Source organism: Streptomyces sp. CB02980 (genome assembly GCF_014451325.2).
GTDB lineage: Bacteria > Actinomycetota > Actinomycetes > Streptomycetales > Streptomycetaceae > Streptomyces.
In genome coordinates this window covers 46139-64022 of sequence record NZ_JACSCH020000011.1, presented here as the reverse complement: position 1 = coordinate 64022, position 17884 = coordinate 46139, and the positions used below count along the sequence as shown (strand labels likewise).

Here is a 17884-nt window from a genome sequence, read left to right as displayed (position 1 = left end):
CGCGCGGCCGCACGGCGCGCGCACACGGATCAGGCGCTCCGCTCCGGCGGACCCGGTGACGGCCGGCCCGGGTCCGCGGTGGCGCGGCCCCTGGCCAGGACCTCCCGGGTGCGCTGGAGGCGCAGCGCCAGCTGGACCTCCAGGACCTGGCCGGGCTTCTGCCACTCGGGGCCGAGGAGTTCACCGATCCGTTCCAGCCGGCGCGAGACCGTGTTGGGGTGGACGTGGAGCGCCTCGGCCGCGTTGGTCGGGCTGCCGCCGGAGGCGAAGTACGCCTCCAGGGTGTGGGTGAGGTCGGTGAACCGCTCGGCGTCGTAGTCGAGTACGGGTCCGATCGCCGCCTCGACGAAGCCGTCGACGTCGTTGTCGTCGGAGAGCAGCAGCCCGAGGAAGCCCAGGTCCTGCACGGACGCCGCGGAGCCGGTGCCGCCGAGGGCGCTCATCGCGTCCAGGCAGCGCCCGGCCTCCTGGTGCATCCGGGCGACGCCGTCCGGGCTCTGACCGGGTCCGGCGGCGGCGACGGATACGGGGTGGCCGAGCAGCGGGGACAGTTCGTCGGCGACGGCCCTGGCGGCGGCCGAGGCGTCGATGCCGGGGAGCAGCAGCACGATGCAGCCGCCCTGCACGGTCTTCAGACCGCTGAGGCGGTACGCGTACGAGGACGCCCACACCACGGCCCTGCCCTGTTCTCCGCCCTCCGGCCGGGCGAGCACGAGGACGTGCGGTTTGCGCAGGTCGACGCCGAGGCGGCGGGCGCGCTGGGCGATCTGCTGGGGTGCGTGCGGCGGGTCGGCGATGAGGTCGTCGAGGAGTTCGTCGCGGACGGGTCCCTCGGCGACGGCGGTGGAGCGCCGCATGAGGAGGAGGAAGGCGACGGACTGGGCGGCGAGTTCGAGGAGCCGCTCGTCCTCGCCGGTGAGGCCGCCGGCGGCGCGGATGACGAGGCCGCCGAGGTCTTCGGAGCCGGCGATGACGGGGGCGACCCAGGTGTCGTCGTCGGCGAGGACCGGGCGGCGGCGGGCGTGTGCGTCGAGCGAGGCCTTGGCGACGGCCTCCTCGACGAGGCCGGGTATGTCTCCTGCGGTGGCGAGGCAGCGGCCGCCCTGGTCGCGGATCATCACCGTCGCGTCGAGGGCGTCGGCGGCGGCCTTGGCGACACTGCCCAGGTCCCCGCCGGCGAGCACGAGGTTCATGATCCGGCCGTGGGCCTCGCTGACGTGCCGCATCCGGGTGAGGCTGGTGCGGACCCGGGAGCTGTCCCGTTCGAGTTCGGAGACCTCGGCCCTGGTCCTTTCGAGGAGTCCGGCCTTCTCGACGGCGAGTGCGGCGAGGTCGGCGAGCGCGGTGAGGAGCCCGATCTCCTCGCCGGTGTGGTGGCGGACCCGCCGGTCCGCTCCGTGCAGGACGCCGATCACGGTGTCGCCGCTGCGCAGCGGCGCAGCCATGATCGCGTGCAGTTCCTCGGCGCGCAGGGCCGCTTCGGCGACCTCGTCGAAGGCGGGTGCGTGGACGCCGGCGTCGAGGGAGTCGAAGGAGGCGAAGCGTTCGTCGGCGAGGCGGTCGGCGGTCCACACGGCCTCGCCGTGCGACTGGACGGCGCCGCCCAGCCCGTACCCCTCGGCGATCCGCAGACCGGGGGCGATCCTCGGGCCGCCGGCCTGTCCGGTGCGGGAGCCCTCGGCGGAGTGGACGTAGCAGACTCCGTGCGGGCCGCGCAGGGTCACGTACGCCAGGTCGAGGCCGAGGAGCCGGCGGGCTCGACGGATGATCACGCGCAGCAGGCTGTCGAGGTCGTACGACAGGGTGAGGTCGCGGGCGGTGTCGGTGAGCGCGGCGAGTCCGGCTTCGCGGCGCGCGTCCTGCTCGCGTCCGGCGTTCACCTCACCGGCGAGTGCCACGGCCCGTTCGACGCGGTCGAGTTCCGCTCCGCCAGGCCCGGCGAGCCGGGCCTCGTCGAGGAGGGTGTCGAAGTGGGCGGGCGGAGCCTGCCGGGCGAGTAGTTCGAGGACCGTGAGCAGCGCGTCGGCACCGGCTCCGTCCGCGCCGTGCAAGGTCATGGCCCCGTCCCCCGTAGTCGAGCGAAATCGGGCACCTGGGAGGAAACCCGTACTGCTCGCCGAAACTAATTCGGCTTCGGGAGTCGGTCAACGGTGAGTTCCCGCACTTCATTCCCGGTGAAGGCCCCCGGGAGGTGTCCGGCTGGTCAGACCGGCCATCCTCGGAGGGCTGTGATGTCGAACGGGCGGCCGTGCTCCGGGCCGCGTCGAGCGGTCAGCCCACGGATCCCGCCGGGACGAGCCGGGCCCGCGCGGGGCTGAACTGGGCCGGGATGCGAGGCGCGTAGAACGGGCGGACCTCGGTGTTCCGTACGGCGAGGACCGAGCGCTGGAGGCGGCGCAGCCGCGCCGAGGGCTCCATGCCGCTCTCCCCCTTGAGGGCCACGCGCAGCCGCTCGTACACGGTGAGGGCCTCGTCGTGCTGGCCGCAGCGCAGCAGGGCCACCATGTAGTGGGCGTGGAGGGGCTCGTTGGTGCGGTAGCGGGCGACGAGCCCGGAGAGTTCGGGGACGAGTTCCACGTGCCGGCCGAGGCCCAACTGGGCTTCCACCCACTGGTCGAGGACGCTCAGCCGCGAGGTTTCGAGGCGCTCGACCTCCCGGCGGAGGCGGGGTCCCGCGGCGACGCCGGCGTAGGGTTCACCGCGCCACAGGGCGAGGGCCTCGCCGAGGCGGAGTGCGGCGCGGTCGAGGTCGCCGGCCTCCATGGCGCGGTATCCGGCGCCGGCCGCGCGCTCGAACTGCCGGACGTCGTTGGTACCGCCGCCGGTGTCGAGCCGGTAGCCGCCGGGCTGGGAGACGAGGATCGCGTCGGCGGTGCGCCGGTCGGACCAGCCGGGCCCGGGCTCCGCCGAGGGGGCACCGCGCAGCGCACCGGTGATGAGGGCGCGCAACTCGGTTATGTGGGCCTGGAGTTCGGCGCGGGCGCCGCGCGGCGCACCGGACGGCCACAGCTCCTCGGTGAGCACCGTCACGGGGACGACCTGGTCGGCGCTGGCCGTGAGTAGGGCGAGGAGCTGCCGGGGCGCGGCGGCTGTCGGCGTGATCGACACCCCGTGCTCACGTACCGACAGTCCCCCCAGAATCCGGACGTCCACCTTGCCCCCTCCATGCCTGTGCGGTGTCAGCGCGCGGGATGACTCTCGATGATTAGAAAAGACCCCCGTAGGCATGTCAATAAGAAACCGGAGGGTACGGAAACCCAACCCGGGATATCGGGGTGATTCACCCCCTTTGAGGGCCTATAAGGGCGTAGGATTTTCGTCACTGGCGCAGACCGACACACACCCGAAGACTGTTTCCGGACTCGTAGGTACGCTTTCGCGGGACCCTGGCGAAGGGTGAAGAGGCCGACACGCACGAGTTCACGCCAGAAACCGTCGGCCGGGTACGGTTCCGCGGCCGGCGGGCTCCGGGGGTGCGGGCAGCCGAACGGCCCGCCGGGGCATGCCGACGGGCCGGGGGGCGGAAAGGGGCGGAAGGGGGCGGAAGGGGCCGGGACGGGCCGCCCTAGACGACGGCGGCGGCGGTCAGCAGGCCGAACGCGAGGACGATCAGGGGCGTACGGACACGGTGGAAACCGTTCCAGCGCTTCTCGAAGGCGGCCCGGACGGCCGACGGCTCGTCGCCCGTGGCCTCCGACGCGGCCAGCGCGTTGTTGAGCGGGATGTTCCCGCCGATGGTGACCGCGTGGTTGAGGGCCGCGCACACGAGCCCCGCGAGCACCAGCCACTTCTGGGTGTCCGTCCGGCCGTCGACGGGGACGAAGAACGCGGCGACGGGGAAGGCGACCACCCCGAGGAAGACGATCAGGAACACGCCCCTCGGGACGGCTTCGTTGATCCGGCGCATCGCGGTGACGAACTCGGCGTCCGTCAGACGGGCGAGCGCGGGCATGATCCCGGTCTGGAAGATCAGCATGAAACCGGCGTACAGGCCGGTGGATCCGATGGCGAGGGCGAGCAGCAGGGAAGCCATGCGGCCATTCTCACCCGCTGCCCGCCCCACGCGTCAGCTGTACGGGTCGCCGGATTTCACCTCGCCCTCGTGAGTGGCCCCTTCGGTCGGCCCGCGCAGCCGGTCGGCCTGCCGTACGGCCTCGGCCAGGTCCCGCACCACCGCCGAACCCGACCGGCCGGCGATCGACTCGGCGCGCTCCGCGAGCGCCGGAAACCCCGGCGCGCCCGGCAGGTCGCCGCCCCGCAGGGCGTCCGCGAAGTAGGCGGTGACCGCCGTCAGCTGCAGGCTGTCGTGGCCGCCGCCCCAGAGGTCACCGGCGAGGGCGGCCGTGCCGACCGAGCCGGAACGCTCGTGGGGCGCGCGCGTGGCCGGGTCGAGCCAGCGGACGGTGGCGGTGGCCACCGGGCCGGTGGCCCCGGCCCTGGTCCTGACCGCGTACAGCGCGGTGACCGTGTGACCGGCACCGACCTCACCGCCGTCGACCCGGTCGTTCCGGAAGTCCTCGTCGGCGACCTCACGGTTCTCGTAGCCGATCAGCCGGAACTTCTCGACGGTCCGCCGGTCGAAGGAGACCTGCGCCTTGGCGTCCCGCGCGCGCAGTTCGACATGGGCGGGCAGCTGGTCGACGAAGACCTTGCGGGCCTGCGCCGAGTCGGAGACGTACGTGGTCTGGCCGTCGCCCCGGTCGGCTAGCTGCTCCATGAACGCGTCGCCGTAGTCGCTGCCCACGCCGACGCCGAAGAGGGTGATCCCGTACCGCTTCCGCTCCGCGTCGATGCGTTCCAGGATCGTCCCGGCCCCGGTGGCACCGGTGTTGGCGAGTGCGTCGGAGAGCAGCACGACCCTGTTGGTGGCGCCCTCGCGGTGGCCGTCGACGGCCACGTCGTAGCCGGTGCGGACGCCCGCCTCGACATTGGTGGAGGAGCTCGTCGCGAGGGAGTCCACCACCTCGCGGATCCGGCCGCGGGCGTCGCCCACCCGGGTCAGCGGCAGCCGGGTCTCGGCCTGGTCGCTGAAGGTGACGAGGCCGATCGAGTCGTCGTCGCGGAGCTCGTCGGCGAGCAGTCCGAGCGACTCCTTGACCAGGTCGAGCCGGCCCGGCTCGGCCATCGAGCCGGAGACGTCGACGACGAAGGTGAGGGCGGCGGGCGGGCGTTCGCCGCTCCGGTCCGCCGCGCGCGTGGCGAGACCGACCCGGACCAGGGACCAGCCGTCCTGCCCGGCGCGGGCCCCGTCGAGGGTCACGCTGAAGCCGTTGTCCTCCGGGCGCGGGTAGTCGGGACGGAAGCTGTTGACGAACTCCTCGGGGCGCACGGTCGCCGGGTCCGGCAGCCTTCCCTCGGCGAGGGTGCGGCGGGCGTAGCCGTACGAGGCGGTGTCCACGTCCAGGGCGAACGTGGAGAGGTAGTCGGGGGCGGGCGCGGAGGACGGCCGCCGGTCCTCCGCGGCGCCCTCGGCTCCCTCGGGGTTCACGGTGCCCGCTCCCCCGTCGGGGGCCGCCGGGGCGGTCCGGCCGCCCTCCCCCTTCGCCCGGTCGGCGCTGGTTCGTTCGCCGCCCGCGCCGCAGCCTCCGACGGCCAGTCCGGCCGCCAGCAGAGCCGCGACGGTGGCCGAGAACCGGGCCCGGCGGCGTCCGGCCGTCCCCTTGTCCTGTCGTGTCATGTCATCTCCCCCTCTTGGTAAGCCACTTGTGAATGTGACGAACGAGAGGCCCGCTGGGAGCAGTCGAAGGAGTTGCGGATGGATCTCGATGCGGCAACGGCGACCGGGGGGACAACGTGTGGCATGGATTCGCCATCCTCTTCAACAGGGGTTGTCACCGTGTGCAGTCGCATGCGTACATGGAGTGGACATCGATCGGGCGGGGGTGGTCAGCGGTGGCAGAGAGCGCGGGCTCCGTGATGCTCGCCCGTTCGGCGATGAACCGGGCCGCGACCGAGGGACAGCGGCCCGCGGGGCGCCCGGTCCGGGGTGCGCGGCGCATCAGCGCGGCGCTCGCCGGGCTGGCCGCTTCCACGCGGTACGAGTTGCTGACCTTCGACGACCCGGTCGCGTCGGCGGGCTGCGCGATCCCCGAGCCGTTCCTGGAGCTGGCGGAGGCGTGCATGCGGGCGGCGGCGGAGCGGGCCGGCGAGGTCCGGCGGATCGTGCCGCGGCACGCGCTGCCACGCATCGAGGGCGGGCTCCGGATTCCCGGCCGGGCCCGGCTCGCGGAGGCCATTCCGTTCAAGATGATCGTCGTCGACCGGACGGTGGCCGCGGTCCCGCTCGACCTGGAGCTGCTCTACAACGGGCTGTTGCTGATCCGCGACCCGGTGGTGGTGCAGGCCCTCGCCCGGGCGCATCACGCCTGCTGGGCGACGGCCGAGGAGCTGACGTACACGCCGCCGCCCCCGCGGCCGCCGTGCGATCTGCCGCCGCAGCTGCGTCCGGTGCTCGACGCCCTTCTGTCGGGGGTCACGGACGAGACGGCGGCGGCCCGGCTCGGCATGTCCGCGCGGACGTACAGCCGGCGGGTGGGCGAGCTGATGGCCGCCCTCGGCACGACGAGCCGCTTCCGCGCGGGCGCGGAAGCGGCTCGAAGGGGGTGGCTGTGAACAGAAGACCCTAGGGCCCCGGCCGGGACTGCCGTTCGGGACTGCCGTTCGGAAGTGCCGGTGAGCCGTGCCGGTCGGGAGTCGCCGGTCGGGGCCTACGACACGATGTCCTTGCGGGCGAAGCCGCGGAAGGCGAGCGCGAAGAGGACCAGGGCGTACGTCAGTGAGATCGCCGTGCCCTTCACCATGCCGCCCCACTCCAGCTGCGGCTGGAGCGCGTCGATCCAGGCGAACTGCCAGTGCGCGGGCAGGTAGTCGCGCCAGTCGCCGAGCGCCGTGACGGCGTCCAGGACGTTGCCGACGATCGTCAGGCCGACGGCTCCGCCGACCGCGCCGAGCGGGGCGTCGGTGCGGGTGGAGAGCCAGAAGGCGAGGCCCGCGGTGACCAGTTGGGAGGCGAAGACGAAGGCGACGGCGATGCCGATGCGGAGCACCGCGTCCCCGGCGGGCACCGCGCCGCCGGTGGGCAGCTGGAGCGGCCCCCAGCCGTAGGCGACCGTGCCCACGGCCAGGGCGACGAGCGGCAGCAGGACCATCGCGGCCGCGCTGTAGGCGAGGGCGACCGTCAGCTTGGAGGCGAGGAGCCGGGACCGGGGCACGGGCGCGGCCAGGAGGTAGCGCAGGGAGGACCAGCTCGCCTCGGAGGCGACGGTGTCCCCGCAGAAGAGCGCGACCGGGACGACGAGGAGGAACCCGGCCGAGACGAAGAGGCTGGTCGCGGCGAAGTTGGCGCCGGAGGCGGTCGCCGTGTCCATCAGGGTGATGCGGCCGTTGCCGCCGCCGTCCTGGTCGCCGCCGATCGCGAAGGCGATCAGCAGGACGAACGGCAGGGCGACCAGGATGCCGCCCATGATCAGGGTGCGGCGGCGCTTCCACTGGCGCAGGGCCTCGACGCGCAGCGGCAGGGTGCGTCCGGCGCGGTAGCCGGGGGCGGACTCCACGGGTGCCTCGGCGGCCTCGGGAGCCGTGGGGGTGTCGAGCAGCGGGCTCATGCGGCTCCTCCTCCGATCAGGGTCAGGAACGCGTCTTCGAGGCGCCGGTGCGGTCCGACGCCGGTCAGCGGCACGTCCAGGCCGACGAGTTCGCCGATGAGGGCGGTCGGGTCGAGGGTGTCGAGGCGGACGAGGATCCCGCCGTCGCTCCGGGTCGCCGTGGCGACGCCCGGGAGGGCGCCGACCTTCTCGACGAGCGCGTCGGGGACGGCCTCGGCGAGGGTGACGAGCAGGGTGTCGCCGGAGCCGGTGATCTCGGCGACCGGTCCGGCCTGCACGAGCTGTCCCCGGTCCATGACGACGAGGTGGGTGCAGGACTGCTCGACCTCGGCGAGGAGGTGGCTGGAGACGATGACGGTACGGCCGCCGGCCGCGTACCGGATCATCACCTCGCGCATCTCGCGGATCTGCGGCGGGTCGAGTCCGTTGGTGGGCTCGTCCAGGATCAGCAGGTCCGGCATGCCGAGCATGGCCTGGGCGAGGGCGAGGCGCTGCCGCATGCCCTGCGAGTAGGTGCGGACGGCCCGGTCGAGGGCGTTGCCCAGGTTGGCGATGCGCAGGGCCTCGTCGGCATGGGCGTCCTCGGCGGGGCGGCCGGTGGCCTTCCAGTACAGGTCCAGGTTCTCCCGGCCGTTGAGGTGCGGCAGGAAGCCGGCGCCCTCGACGAAGGAGCCGACGCGGGAGAGGACCGGGGCGCCGGGCCGGATGGCCTGGCCGAAGACCCGGATCTCGCCCTCGTCGGGGGTGATCAGGCCCATCAGCATGCGCAGGGTGGTGGTCTTTCCGGCGCCGTTGGGGCCGAGGAGGCCCAGGACCTGGCCCTGCTCGACGCGGAAGGTGAGGTCCTTGACGCTGTACCGGTCGCCGCCCTTGTACTTCTTGGAGAGCCCGGTGATCTGGAGCGGGACGGCGGCCAGTTCGGGGTCGGGCGAGGGGGCGGCGGTGCGGCGGCGGGCGGTGAGCAGCAGCGCGGCGGCGCCGGCGAGGCCGAGGAGCGGCAGGCCCCAGACCCACCAGGGCAGGGCGGCGGCCTGGGTGTCGAGGCCGGGGGCGGTGGGGACGGTGAGCGGGCCCTCGACGGCGACGGTGTAGCCGGCGGGGACGGTCGGGGAGGCGTAGCCGAGGTCGGTGGCGGCGACGACGAGCCGGAGCCGGTGCCCGGCCTCCACCTCGTGGTCGATCGCGGGCAGGGTGAGTGTGACGCTCTTCCCGGCCTCGGCGCCGTCGACGCGGACGGGGGCGACGAGCTGGGCGGGCAGTACCTGCTGCCGGCCGTCGGGCCCGACGTCGTACACCTTGGCGAAGAGGACGGCGGAACCGTCGGCGGCGGTGGAGGTGACCTTGACGCGGACGGTCGGGGTGCCGGTGATCCGGAGCGGCTCGTCCTGCGGCTTCGCGTCGAACCGGGCGTGCTGGCCGGGGAAGTCGAGGGAGAGGCCGACGCCGAGGGAGGAGAGGCCGGCGAGTCCGCCGCCGAGGCCGGGGACGGCCGAGACGGCGGGCGGTGCGGCGCCGGCGGGGTTCGCGAAGGTCTGGGCCGGTCCGGCGAGCGGGATGTCGGTGGCACCCGCGGTGAGACCCGGGTAGCGGTCGGCGGTCGCGGCGCGCAGGGTGGCCTGCCCGTCGGTGGAGTCGACGCCGCCGGTTCGGCTGACGCGGAAGGCGGGGCCGGTGTCGACGGAGGTGTCCTTCTTCAGCCAGCGGTCGAACCAGGTGCTGATCCGTCGCTCGACGCGCTCGGTCTCGCGGTCGCCGCCGTCGTGACCGCCGGAGATCCAGTCGACGGCGACGGGGGCGCCGTTGGCGGTGAGGGTGCGGGCCATGGCGTCGGACTGGGCCAGGGTGAAGAGCGAGTCGGACTGGCCCTGGACGAGCAGCGCGGGCACCTTGACCTTGGAGCCGACGGCGGAGGGGCTGCGGGCTTCGAGGAGGGCGCGGGCGGCGGCGTCGGGCTTCCCGGAGACGGCGACGCGCTCGTAGAGGGCGCAGAGCTCGGGGGTGAACCGGCCGCAGGCGGCCGACTTCTCCGCGGGGGCCTTCCCCGTCGGGGGCTTCCCCGCGGGGGCCTTCTCCGCGGGGGCCTTCTCCGGTGCGGTCGCGGAAGGAGCTCCGGGCTGGTTCCCCGCGGAGAAGAAGATCCCGGCCCAGAGCTTCTTGAAGACACCCTCCGGGAAGAGGGCGTCGGCGAGGTTCCAGTAGGTGATCTGCGGGGCGATGGCGTCGACGCGGTCGTCGTGTCCGGCGGCGAGCAGGGAGATCGCGCCGCCGTAGGAGGCGCCGGTGACGCCGACGCGCGGATCGCCCGGCTTGTCGAGGAGGACCTCGGGTCGGGCGGCGAGCCAGTCGATCAGCTTCCGGGCGTCCTCGACCTCGTGGTCGGGGTCGTTGAGCCCGATCTCGCCGGTGGAGGCGCCGAAGCCGCGTGCGGACCAGGTGAGGACGGCGTAGCCGTCCCGGGCGAGCTGCTCGGCCTGGGCGCGGACGTCGTCCTTGGAACCGCCGAAGCCGTGGCCGAGGAGGACGGCCGGCCGGCGTCCGTCGGCGTCGCCGGTGAAGTACGAGGTGTCGATACGGGTGCCGTCGAGGTCGAGCATCCGGTCCACCCGGTGCACGGGCGGCGGATCGTCCGAGGCAACGGCGGTCCAGGTGCCGGCACCCGCGATGACGGCGAGGACGGCGGTGACCGCGGCCCACCGGGGAAGTCGGAGTCGCATGGTTCGAGCGTAAGCGGGCCGCCTGTGCGCCACGGCTGCCCGAAGACGGAAGTACCGCACCTCCTCCGGTCGTACGCAGTACGGTCCGCGTACAGCAGGCGCGGTACGCGGGCACGCGAACACACGGGGGCGGCATGGAGATCCGGCGGGCGGCGACGGTGGCGGAGCTGCTGGCGGCGGGACACCTGTACGACGACCCGCCCCGGGAGGACTGGGCGGCGCGCTTCCTGGCGGCACCGGGCCATCTGATGCTGATCGCGTACGCGGAGGACGGCTTCCCGGCCGGGTTCGTCTCCGGGATCGAGATGCTGCACCCGGACAAGGGCGCGGAGATGTGCCTCTACGAGCTGTCCGTGGACGAGGCCCACCGGAGGCGCGGGGTGGGGCGGGCCCTGACGGAGGCACTCCTCGCGGAGGCCAGGGAGCGGGACTGCCGGGGCGTGTGGGTGGGCGTGGACACGGACAACGATCCCGCGCTCGCGACGTACCGGTCGGCGGGCGCGGCGGACGAAGGGGTGTTCTCGATGCGCGGCTGGATCTTCTCCGAGGACCGCTGACCGGCCTTCACCGAGAACCGCTGAGGCAGGAGACCGCCGGGCCGGGAGACCGCCGGGCCGGGAGACCGCCGGGCCGGGAGACCGCCGACGGCCCCCGGGGTGTGCTGTCAGCACCCCGGGGGCCGTCGGCGTGAACCGCCCGCGTCAGTGGTTGCGCGGGAAGCCCAGGTCCACGCCCGCCGGGGCGTCGGACGGGTCCGGCCAGCGGGTGGTGACGACCTTGCCGCGGGTGTAGAAGTGCACGCCGTCGTTGCCGTAGATGTGGTGGTCGCCGAAGAGCGAGTCCTTCCAGCCACCGAAGGAGTGGTAGCCGACCGGCACCGGGATCGGCACGTTCACGCCGACCATGCCGGCCTCGACCTCCAGCTGGAAGCGGCGGGCGGCGCCGCCGTCGCGGGTGAAGATCGCGGTGCCGTTGCCGAAGCGCGAGCCGTTGATGAGGGCGAGGCCCTCCTCGTACGACTCGGCGCGCAGCACGCACAGCACCGGGCCGAAGATCTCGTCCTGGTACGCCTTGGCCGTGGTCGGCACGTGGTCCAGGAGGGACAGGCCGATCCAGTGGCCGTCCTCGTGACCCTCGACCGTGTAGCCGGTGCCGTCGAGGACGACCTCGCAGCCCTCGTCCGCCGCGCCGTGGACGTAGGAGGCGACCTTGTCGCGGTGGACGGCCGTGATGAGCGGGCCCATCTCGGAGGTCGGGTCGGTGCCGGGGCCGATCTTGATCTTCTCGGCGCGCTCGCGGATCTTCTGGACCAGCTCGTCGCCGATGGAGCCGACGGCCACGACGGCCGAGATGGCCATGCAGCGCTCGCCGGCGGAGCCGTACGCCGCGGAGACCGCCGCGTCGGCCGCCGCGTCGAGGTCGGCGTCCGGGAGGACCAGCATGTGGTTCTTCGCGCCGCCGAGCGCCTGGACGCGCTTGCCGTTGGCGGAGGCGGTGGTGTGGATGTACCGGGCGATCGGGGTCGAGCCGACGAAGGAGATCGCGGAGACGTCCGGGTGCTCCAGGAGGCGGTCCACGGCCACCTTGTCGCCGTGCAGGACGTTGAAGACACCGTCCGGGAGGCCCGCCTCGGCGAGCAGCTCGGCCATCTTGAGGGACGGCGAGGGGTCCTTCTCGCTCGGCTTGAGGATGAAGGTGTTGCCGGTCGCGATGGCGATCGGGAACATCCACATCGGCACCATGGCCGGGAAGTTGAAGGGCGTGATGCCGGCGACGACGCCGACGGGCTGGCGGATGGACGCCACGTCCACCCGGTTCGACACCTGGGTGGAGAGCTCGCCCTTGAGCTGGGTGGTGATGCCGCAGGCCAGGTCGACGATCTCCAGGCCGCGGGCGACCTCGCCGAGCGCGTCGGAGTGGACCTTGCCGTGCTCGGCGACGATCAGCTCGGCGATGGCGTCGCGGTTGGCGTCGAGGAGCGCGCGGAACTTGAAGAGGATGGTGGTGCGCTGGGCGAGCGAGGAGGTGCCCCAGGTCGCCCAGGCGTCCTTGGCGGCGGCGACGGCGAGGTCGACCTCCTCGACGGAGGCGAGCGCGACCTTCGTGGTCACGGCGCCGGTGGCCGGGTCGGTGACCGGGCCCCAGTTGCCCGACGTGCCCTCGACGGTCTTGCCACCGATCCAGTGGTTGACGGTCTTGACGGTGTTCGTCATGACGAAATGCTCCTTCAGAGATGGCGGCGTCGGGCGGTGACGTGCCGGTCGTACTCCTCCCGGGCCTTGACCGCCGACGGGCGGGTCGAGGTCTCGGCCACGGGCACATCCCACCATGCCTGGGCCGGGGGCGGGCCCGACACAGTGTCTGGCGTTTCGGTCTCGACGTAGACACATGTGGGAACCCTCGCGGTCCGCGCGTCCGCGAGGGCTTCCCGCAGGTCACGCACGGTGCGGGGGCGCAGCACCCGCATGCCGAGGGAGGCGGCGTTGGCGCCGAGGTCGACGGGGAGCGGCGGGCCGGTGAAGCCGCCGAAGGCGTCCCGGTGGCGGTAGTCGGTGCCGAACCGCTCGGCGCCGACGGCTTCCGAGAGGCCGCCGATGGAGGCGTAGCCGTGGTTCTGGAGGATGACCAGCTTGATGGGCAGTCCCTCCTGGACGGCGGTGACGATCTCGGTGGGATTCATCAGGTACGTACCGTCGCCGACGAGGGCCCAGACCGGCCGGCCGGGGGCGGCGAGGGCGACGCCGATGGCGGCGGGGATCTCGTAGCCCATGCACGAGTAGCCGTATTCGACGTGGTACTGGTCGCTGGACCGGGCCCGCCACAGCTTGTGCAGGTCGCCGGGGAGCGAGCCGGCGGCGTTGATCAGGATGTCGCTGCCGTCGACCAGAGTGTCGAGTGCACCGAGGACCTGGACCTGGGTGGGGCGGGCGCGCGGGTCGGGTGCGGCGTAGGCGGCGTCGGTCCGCTCCTGCCAGTCCTGCTTGGAGGAGGTCCACCGCACTGTGTCGTGCCGTCCGCCTTGCCGGTGGCCGCCGAGCGCCTCGGTGAGCGCCTCGAGCCCGGCCCGGGCGTCGGCGACGAGCGGCAGCGCGGCCTGCTTGTGGGCGTCGAATGCGGTGATGTTGAGGTTGACGAGCCGCGTGTCGGGGCGGAAGAGGGTGCCGGATGCGGTGGTGAAGTCGGTGAGGCGGGTGCCGACGCCGATGATCAGGTCGCTGGTGCGGGCGAGGGCGTCGGCGGTCTGTGTGCCGGTGTGGCCGATGCCGCCGACGTCGCAGGGGTGGTCCCAGGGCAGGACGCCCTTGCCGGACTGGGTGGTGGCGACGGGGAGGTCGGCCGACCGGGCGAGGGTGCTCAGGGCGTCCTGGGCCGCGCTGTACTTGACCCCTCCGCCGGCGATGATCATCGGCCGGCGGGCCTTCCTGACCGCCTGTACGGCCGCGTCGAGTTCGGCGGTGTCGGGTCGCGGCCGGCGCACGGTCCAGGTCCGCTCGGCGAGGAACTCCTCGGGCCAGTCGTACGCCTCGGCCTGCACGTCCTGCGGCAGTGCGAGCGTGACCGCCCCGGTGTCGGCGGGGTCGGTGAGGACGCGTACGGCGGCGAGGGCGGCCGGGACCAGCGCCTCGGGGCGGGTGACCCGGTCGAAGTAGCGCGACACGGGGCGCAGGCAGTCGTTGACGGACATCTCGCCCGCGTACGGGACTTCGAGCTGCTGCAGGACGGGGTCGGCGGGGCGGGTGGCGAAGGTGTCGCCGGGCAGCAGGAGGACGGGCAGCCGGTTGACGGTGGCGAGGGCGGCGCCGGTGACGAGGTTGGTGGCGCCGGGGCCGATGGAGGTGGTGACGGCGTGGGTGCGCAGCCGGTTGGACTGGCGGGCGTAGCCGACGGCCGCGTGCACCATGGCCTGTTCGTTGCGTCCCTGGTGGTACGGCATGAGGTCGGGGTACTCGACGAGCGCCTGCCCGATGCCGGCGACGTTGCCGTGGCCGAAGATGCCCCAGGTCGCGGTGATCAGCCGCTGCCGTACGCCGTCGCGTTCGGTGTACTGCGCGGCGAGGAAACGCACCAGGGCCTGGGCGACGGTGAGCCGGACGCTCATGCGTATCCCTCCGTGTGGTCGGGGTGGAAGCAGATCCGCCACTCCCGTTCGGGGCCGGGTCCGGCCATGACGTTCAGGTAGTACAGCGGGTGTCCGGGCTGGGCGATCGACGGGCCGTGCCAGCCGTCGGGTACGAGGACGGCGTCACCGTCCCGGACTTCGGCGAGGAGCTCGGCGCCGCCGGGCCGGGAGGGGGAGATCCGCTGGTAGGCGAGGGCGCCCGGGCCCTCGATCTCGTAGTAGTAGATCTCTTCGAGGACGGACTCGGCGCCGGGGCGGTGCTCGTCGTGCTTGTGCGGCGGGTAGGAGGACCAGTTGCCGCCGGGCGTGACGACCTCGACGGCGATGAGCCGGTCGCAGGCGAAGGCGTCGGCCGAGGCGAAGTTCCGCACCTCGCGGATGCAGTTGCCTCCCCCGGACTTCGTCCGGGGCCCCGAGCCGCGGGTCTCGACGGGAACCTCCGGCGCGGGGCCGTAGCGGGCGGGGAGTCGTCGCTCGCACTTCGCTCCTGCCAAAGCGAAGCGGCCTCCCGCACCGGAGGCGATCTGGGCGTGGGCGTCGCGCGGTACATAGGCGAAGTCGGTCACTCCGTCGAACACGCTCGCGCGGCCCTGGAGTTCGAGGATCTCTCCGTCGACGCGCACGCTACAGGCACCGGAGAGGGGAAGCACGACCCATTCGGAATCCCCGCTCTCGAAGGAGTGGATCCCGCCCGGTCCGAGCGTGAGGACCCGGAGGGCGGAGTACGTCCAGCCGGCCCGCCCGGGGTCGATGTCGAGCCCGTACGGGCCGCGGGCGGCGGTTCCGGCGGGGAGGTGGAGGGACGGGGGGTGACGGGTGCTCATGACTCAGCCCTACCCGTTTTCCGCCAGTGTTCCTGAGCCGGTCGCGAGTGCCTCGGCGATCTCGGCGGCGTACGGCATGGCGGACGAGCAGGCGAGGCGGCCCGCGACGATCGCGCCGGCGGCGTTGGCGTGGCGCAGGGTGGTCTCCAGGTCCCGGCCGGCGAGCAGTCCGTGGACGAGCGCCCCGCCGAACGCGTCGCCCGCGCCGAGGCCGTTGACCACCTCGACCGGCAGCGGCGGCACCTCGGCGCTCGTCCCGTCGGCGGCGAGCGCGAGGACGCCCTCGGGGCCCCGCTTGACGACGGCTAGCCGGAGCCCGGTGTCCCCTCCGGCGGCGAGCAGCGCGCGGGCGGCCGCATACGGCTCGCGCTCCCCCGTCGCCACCTCGCACTCGTCGAGGTTGCCGACGGCGACGGTCGCGTGCCGCAGCGCCTCGGCGTAGTACGGGCGGGCGGCCGCCGGGTCCGTCCAGAACATCGGCCGCCAGTCCAGGTCGAGGACCGTCACCTCCCGCCCGGACCTGGCCCGCAGCGCCTCCAGGGTCGCGGTGCGGCTCGGCTCGGCGCAGAGGCCCGTGCCGGTCGCCCAGAGGACCCGGGCGGCGCGGATCGCGTCGAGGTCCAGCTCGTGCGGGTGGATCTCCAGGTCGGGGGCCTTGGGGCGGCGGTAGAAGGTGAGCGGGAAGTCGTCGGGCGGGAAGAGGGCGCAGAAGGTGACGGGGGTGGGGTAGGCGTCGACCTCGGTCACCCAGCGGTCGTCCACCCCGAAGCCCTTCAGCTCGCGGCGCAGATAGGTCCCGAAGGGGTCGGCGCCGGTGCGGGAGACGAGTGCGGTGCGCAGGCCGAGCCGGGCGGCGGCGACGGCCACGTTCGCCGGGGACCCGCCGAGGAACTTGGCGAAGGTCTCGACCCGGTCGAGCCCGACCCCGGTCTGGAGCGGGTACAGGTCCACGCCGAGGCGCCCCATGGTGATCAGGTCGTACGGCTCCGACTCCACCCGCGCCACCTCTCGCGTCCGGCTTCCGCACCCAGGTCTAGCCGTCCGCCCGGAGGCGTGTCAACGATATGTCCGGACATTCTGACGACCGGGCCGCCGGCGAGGAGCGGCACGTGCGGGCCGGAGCGGCCTCCTTGACGCTGCTCGCGGGCCCCGGTCAAGGTGGCAGGCATGACGACGCCGTCACCGCAGCCGCCCTCGCCCGCGTCCCCGTCCCGGATCCGGATCGGCTCCGCGCCGGACTCCTGGGGGGTGTGGTTCCCCGACGATCCCCGGCAGGTGCCGTGGCAGCGCTTCCTGGACGAGGTGTCCGGCGCGGGTTACGCGTGGATCGAGCTCGGGCCTTACGGCTATCTGCCCACCGATCCGTCCGTCCTGACGGAGGAGACCGCGCGGCGCGGGCTGCGGGTCTCGGCGGGGACGGTCTTCACCGGCCTGCACCACGGCCCGGACGTCTGGGACCGGACCTGGGCGCACGTCGCCGAGAACGCGGCCCTGGCGCAGGCCGTGGGCGCGGGCCATCTGGTCGTCATCCCGTCGTTCTGGCGGGACGACCGGACGGGCGAGGTCCTGGAGGACCGGACGCTCACCGCCGCGCAGTGGCGGGACCTGACGGGGCTCACCGAGCGGCTCGGCCGGGAGGTGCGCGAGCGGTACGGGCTGCGGATCGTCGTCCATCCGCATGCCGACACCCATCTGGACGACGAGGAGAGCGTGACGCGGTTCCTGGACGCGACCGACCCGGAGGCGGTCTCGCTCTGTCTGGACACCGGGCACTACGCGTACGCCGGCGGTGACAGCGTCAAGCTGATCGAGACGTACGGCGAGCGGATCGGCTACCTGCATCTCAAGCAGGTCGACCCGGAGATCCTGGCGGGGGTGGTGGCCGAGGGGGTGCCGTTCGGGCCGGCGGTGGCGCGCGGGGTGATGTGCGAGCCGCCGTCCGGGGTGCCCGCCCTGGAACCGGTGCTCGCGGCCGCGTCGGCGCTGGACGTGGACCTGTTCGCGATCGTCGAGCAGGACATGTACCCGTGCGAGCCGGACGTTCCGTACCCGATCGCGTTGCGTACCCGGCGCTTCCTCCGCTCCTGTGGCGTGTGACCGGCGCGCGACCGGCGTATATCTCCCTGACCAGGGGCGAGGCACGCGGACACACCGATGTCCCGATGCCGCGTTTTCGTCACACACGTCCCTTCGGCGTCACGCATGTCTTCGTTACGCGGGCTTTCCGTCACAGGCGCTCGACAGGCGCTCTCCTCCGGTCTGACGGGGTCGTTGCAGGGGGCAATGGCTCAGTGATCGCCATCGCATGCCCGCAGCGCCCCCGAACGGCACCCCCGCCGCCGCTGCGCGGCGCGCAGGGAGGTACCAGGCATGACGGACAGAAGTCTCTGGTCGTACAAGGACATCGCCGCACACATCCGGGTGCAGCCCGACACGGTCCGCTCCTACCGGAAGCACGGACTGCTGCCTGCCCCCGACCACGTGGAGTCGGGCAAGCCCTACTGGTACGCGGACACGATCCGCGTCTGGGTCGCCGGCCGCCCCGGCAACCGGGGCCGCCGCGACTGACCTGGCGTACCGCACCTCCTCTCCCCCGCGGGGCCGGACCCGGTGTTCCCGGGC

14 protein-coding genes are annotated in these 17884 nt (G+C 73.3%); 4 read left to right on the top strand and 10 right to left on the bottom strand.

Going from position 1 to position 17884, the window contains the following annotated elements; genetic code table 11:
• Positions 1–29: 29 nt before the first annotated feature.
• From E0F75_RS22890 to E0F75_RS22875, 4 genes are all read right to left on the bottom strand, one after another.
• Positions 30–2057: a helix-turn-helix domain-containing protein gene (locus tag E0F75_RS22890; RefSeq protein ID WP_187624438.1), complete on the bottom strand. Its 2028-nt coding sequence runs from the start codon at positions 2055–2057 to the stop codon at positions 30–32.
• A gap of 214 nt (positions 2058–2271) precedes the next feature.
• The gene (locus E0F75_RS22885; protein ID WP_187624437.1) at positions 2272–3153 is read right to left on the bottom strand and encodes an AfsR/SARP family transcriptional regulator; all 882 of its coding nucleotides are present in this window, start codon (positions 3151–3153) and stop codon (positions 2272–2274) included.
• Positions 3154–3565: 412 nt separating this feature from the next.
• On the bottom strand, positions 3566–4033 hold the full coding sequence (locus tag E0F75_RS22880) for a DUF1772 domain-containing protein (RefSeq protein WP_187624436.1): 468 nt from the start codon (positions 4031–4033) through the stop codon (positions 3566–3568).
• Between the two features lie 33 nt (positions 4034–4066).
• Positions 4067–5677, bottom strand: a complete 1611-nt coding sequence (locus E0F75_RS22875) for a von Willebrand factor type A domain-containing protein (protein WP_187624435.1) — start codon at positions 5675–5677, stop codon at positions 4067–4069.
• A gap of 215 nt (positions 5678–5892) precedes the next feature.
• Between E0F75_RS22875 and E0F75_RS22870 the strand changes: the two genes are divergently transcribed.
• Complete coding sequence (locus E0F75_RS22870; RefSeq protein WP_187624434.1) at positions 5893–6612, top strand: DNA-binding response regulator; 720 nt, start codon at positions 5893–5895, stop codon at positions 6610–6612.
• A gap of 95 nt (positions 6613–6707) precedes the next feature.
• Here the strand turns inward: E0F75_RS22870 and E0F75_RS22865 are convergent, their stop codons facing one another.
• Together E0F75_RS22865 and E0F75_RS22860 are read right to left on the bottom strand one after the other, a co-directional pair.
• Positions 6708–7604: an ABC transporter permease gene (locus E0F75_RS22865; RefSeq protein WP_187624433.1), complete on the bottom strand. Its 897-nt coding sequence runs from the start codon at positions 7602–7604 to the stop codon at positions 6708–6710.
• Entirely contained in the window at positions 7601–10318 is a 2718-nt protein-coding gene (locus tag E0F75_RS22860) for a CocE/NonD family hydrolase (RefSeq protein WP_187624432.1), read from the bottom strand. The genes E0F75_RS22865 and E0F75_RS22860 overlap by 4 nt, the downstream gene beginning before the upstream one ends.
• Positions 10319–10452: 134 nt before the next feature.
• Here E0F75_RS22860 and E0F75_RS22855 point away from each other — a divergent pair, with 134 nt between their 5' ends.
• Entirely contained in the window at positions 10453–10875 is a 423-nt protein-coding gene (locus E0F75_RS22855; RefSeq protein ID WP_187624431.1) for a GNAT family N-acetyltransferase, read from the top strand.
• 144 nt (positions 10876–11019) lie between these two features.
• Here the strand turns inward: E0F75_RS22855 and mmsA are convergent, their stop codons facing one another.
• From mmsA to iolC, 4 genes are read right to left on the bottom strand one after another with little or no spacing between them, the layout of a single operon-like run.
• Complete coding sequence (gene mmsA / locus E0F75_RS22850; RefSeq protein WP_187624430.1) at positions 11020–12531, bottom strand: CoA-acylating methylmalonate-semialdehyde dehydrogenase; 1512 nt, start codon at positions 12529–12531, stop codon at positions 11020–11022.
• A gap of 14 nt (positions 12532–12545) precedes the next feature.
• Positions 12546–14417 (bottom strand): 3D-(3,5/4)-trihydroxycyclohexane-1,2-dione acylhydrolase (decyclizing), encoded by a 1872-nt coding sequence (gene iolD, locus E0F75_RS22845; RefSeq protein ID WP_187624429.1) that lies wholly within the window; start codon positions 14415–14417, stop codon positions 12546–12548.
• Complete coding sequence (gene iolB / locus E0F75_RS22840) at positions 14414–15262, bottom strand: 5-deoxy-glucuronate isomerase (protein WP_187624428.1); 849 nt, start codon at positions 15260–15262, stop codon at positions 14414–14416. Before iolB ends, iolD begins: the two co-directional genes overlap by 4 nt.
• A gap of 9 nt (positions 15263–15271) precedes the next feature.
• The gene (gene iolC / locus E0F75_RS22835; RefSeq protein ID WP_187624625.1) at positions 15272–16228 is read right to left on the bottom strand and encodes a 5-dehydro-2-deoxygluconokinase; all 957 of its coding nucleotides are present in this window, start codon (positions 16226–16228) and stop codon (positions 15272–15274) included.
• Positions 16229–16429: 201 nt separating this feature from the next.
• On the opposite strand from iolC, the gene E0F75_RS22830 reads away from it, so the two are divergent.
• Both E0F75_RS22830 and E0F75_RS22825 read left to right on the top strand, forming a co-directional pair.
• The gene (locus E0F75_RS22830) at positions 16430–17359 is read left to right on the top strand and encodes a sugar phosphate isomerase/epimerase (protein WP_187624427.1); all 930 of its coding nucleotides are present in this window, start codon (positions 16430–16432) and stop codon (positions 17357–17359) included.
• Positions 17360–17632: 273 nt separating this feature from the next.
• The gene (locus E0F75_RS22825) at positions 17633–17830 is read left to right on the top strand and encodes an AlpA family transcriptional regulator (RefSeq protein ID WP_187624426.1); all 198 of its coding nucleotides are present in this window, start codon (positions 17633–17635) and stop codon (positions 17828–17830) included.
• Positions 17831–17884: the final 54 nt, after the last annotated feature.

What these genes read in the sequence shown, in the direction of transcription:
- E0F75_RS22830 (WP_187624427.1), top strand. Translation starts at nt 16,430, where the DNA reads ATGACGACGCCGTCACCGCAGCCGCCCTCGCCCGCGTCCCCGTCCCGG.
- mmsA (WP_187624430.1), bottom strand. Translation starts at nt 12,531, where the DNA reads ATGACGAACACCGTCAAGACCGTCAACCACTGGATCGGTGGCAAGACC.
- E0F75_RS22880 (WP_187624436.1), bottom strand. Translation starts at nt 4,033, where the DNA reads ATGGCTTCCCTGCTGCTCGCCCTCGCCATCGGATCCACCGGCCTGTAC.
- E0F75_RS22890 (WP_187624438.1), bottom strand. Translation starts at nt 2,057, where the DNA reads ATGACCTTGCACGGCGCGGACGGAGCCGGTGCCGACGCGCTGCTCACG.
- E0F75_RS22855 (WP_187624431.1), top strand. Translation starts at nt 10,453, where the DNA reads ATGGAGATCCGGCGGGCGGCGACGGTGGCGGAGCTGCTGGCGGCGGGA.
- E0F75_RS22860 (WP_187624432.1), bottom strand. Translation starts at nt 10,318, where the DNA reads ATGCGACTCCGACTTCCCCGGTGGGCCGCGGTCACCGCCGTCCTCGCC.
- iolC (WP_187624625.1), bottom strand. Translation starts at nt 16,228, where the DNA reads ATGGGGCGCCTCGGCGTGGACCTGTACCCGCTCCAGACCGGGGTCGGG.
- iolB (WP_187624428.1), bottom strand. Translation starts at nt 15,262, where the DNA reads ATGAGCACCCGTCACCCCCCGTCCCTCCACCTCCCCGCCGGAACCGCC.
- E0F75_RS22825 (WP_187624426.1), top strand. Translation starts at nt 17,633, where the DNA reads ATGACGGACAGAAGTCTCTGGTCGTACAAGGACATCGCCGCACACATC.
- E0F75_RS22875 (WP_187624435.1), bottom strand. Translation starts at nt 5,677, where the DNA reads ATGACACGACAGGACAAGGGGACGGCCGGACGCCGCCGGGCCCGGTTC.
- E0F75_RS22865 (WP_187624433.1), bottom strand. Translation starts at nt 7,604, where the DNA reads ATGAGCCCGCTGCTCGACACCCCCACGGCTCCCGAGGCCGCCGAGGCA.
- iolD (WP_187624429.1), bottom strand. Translation starts at nt 14,417, where the DNA reads ATGAGCGTCCGGCTCACCGTCGCCCAGGCCCTGGTGCGTTTCCTCGCC.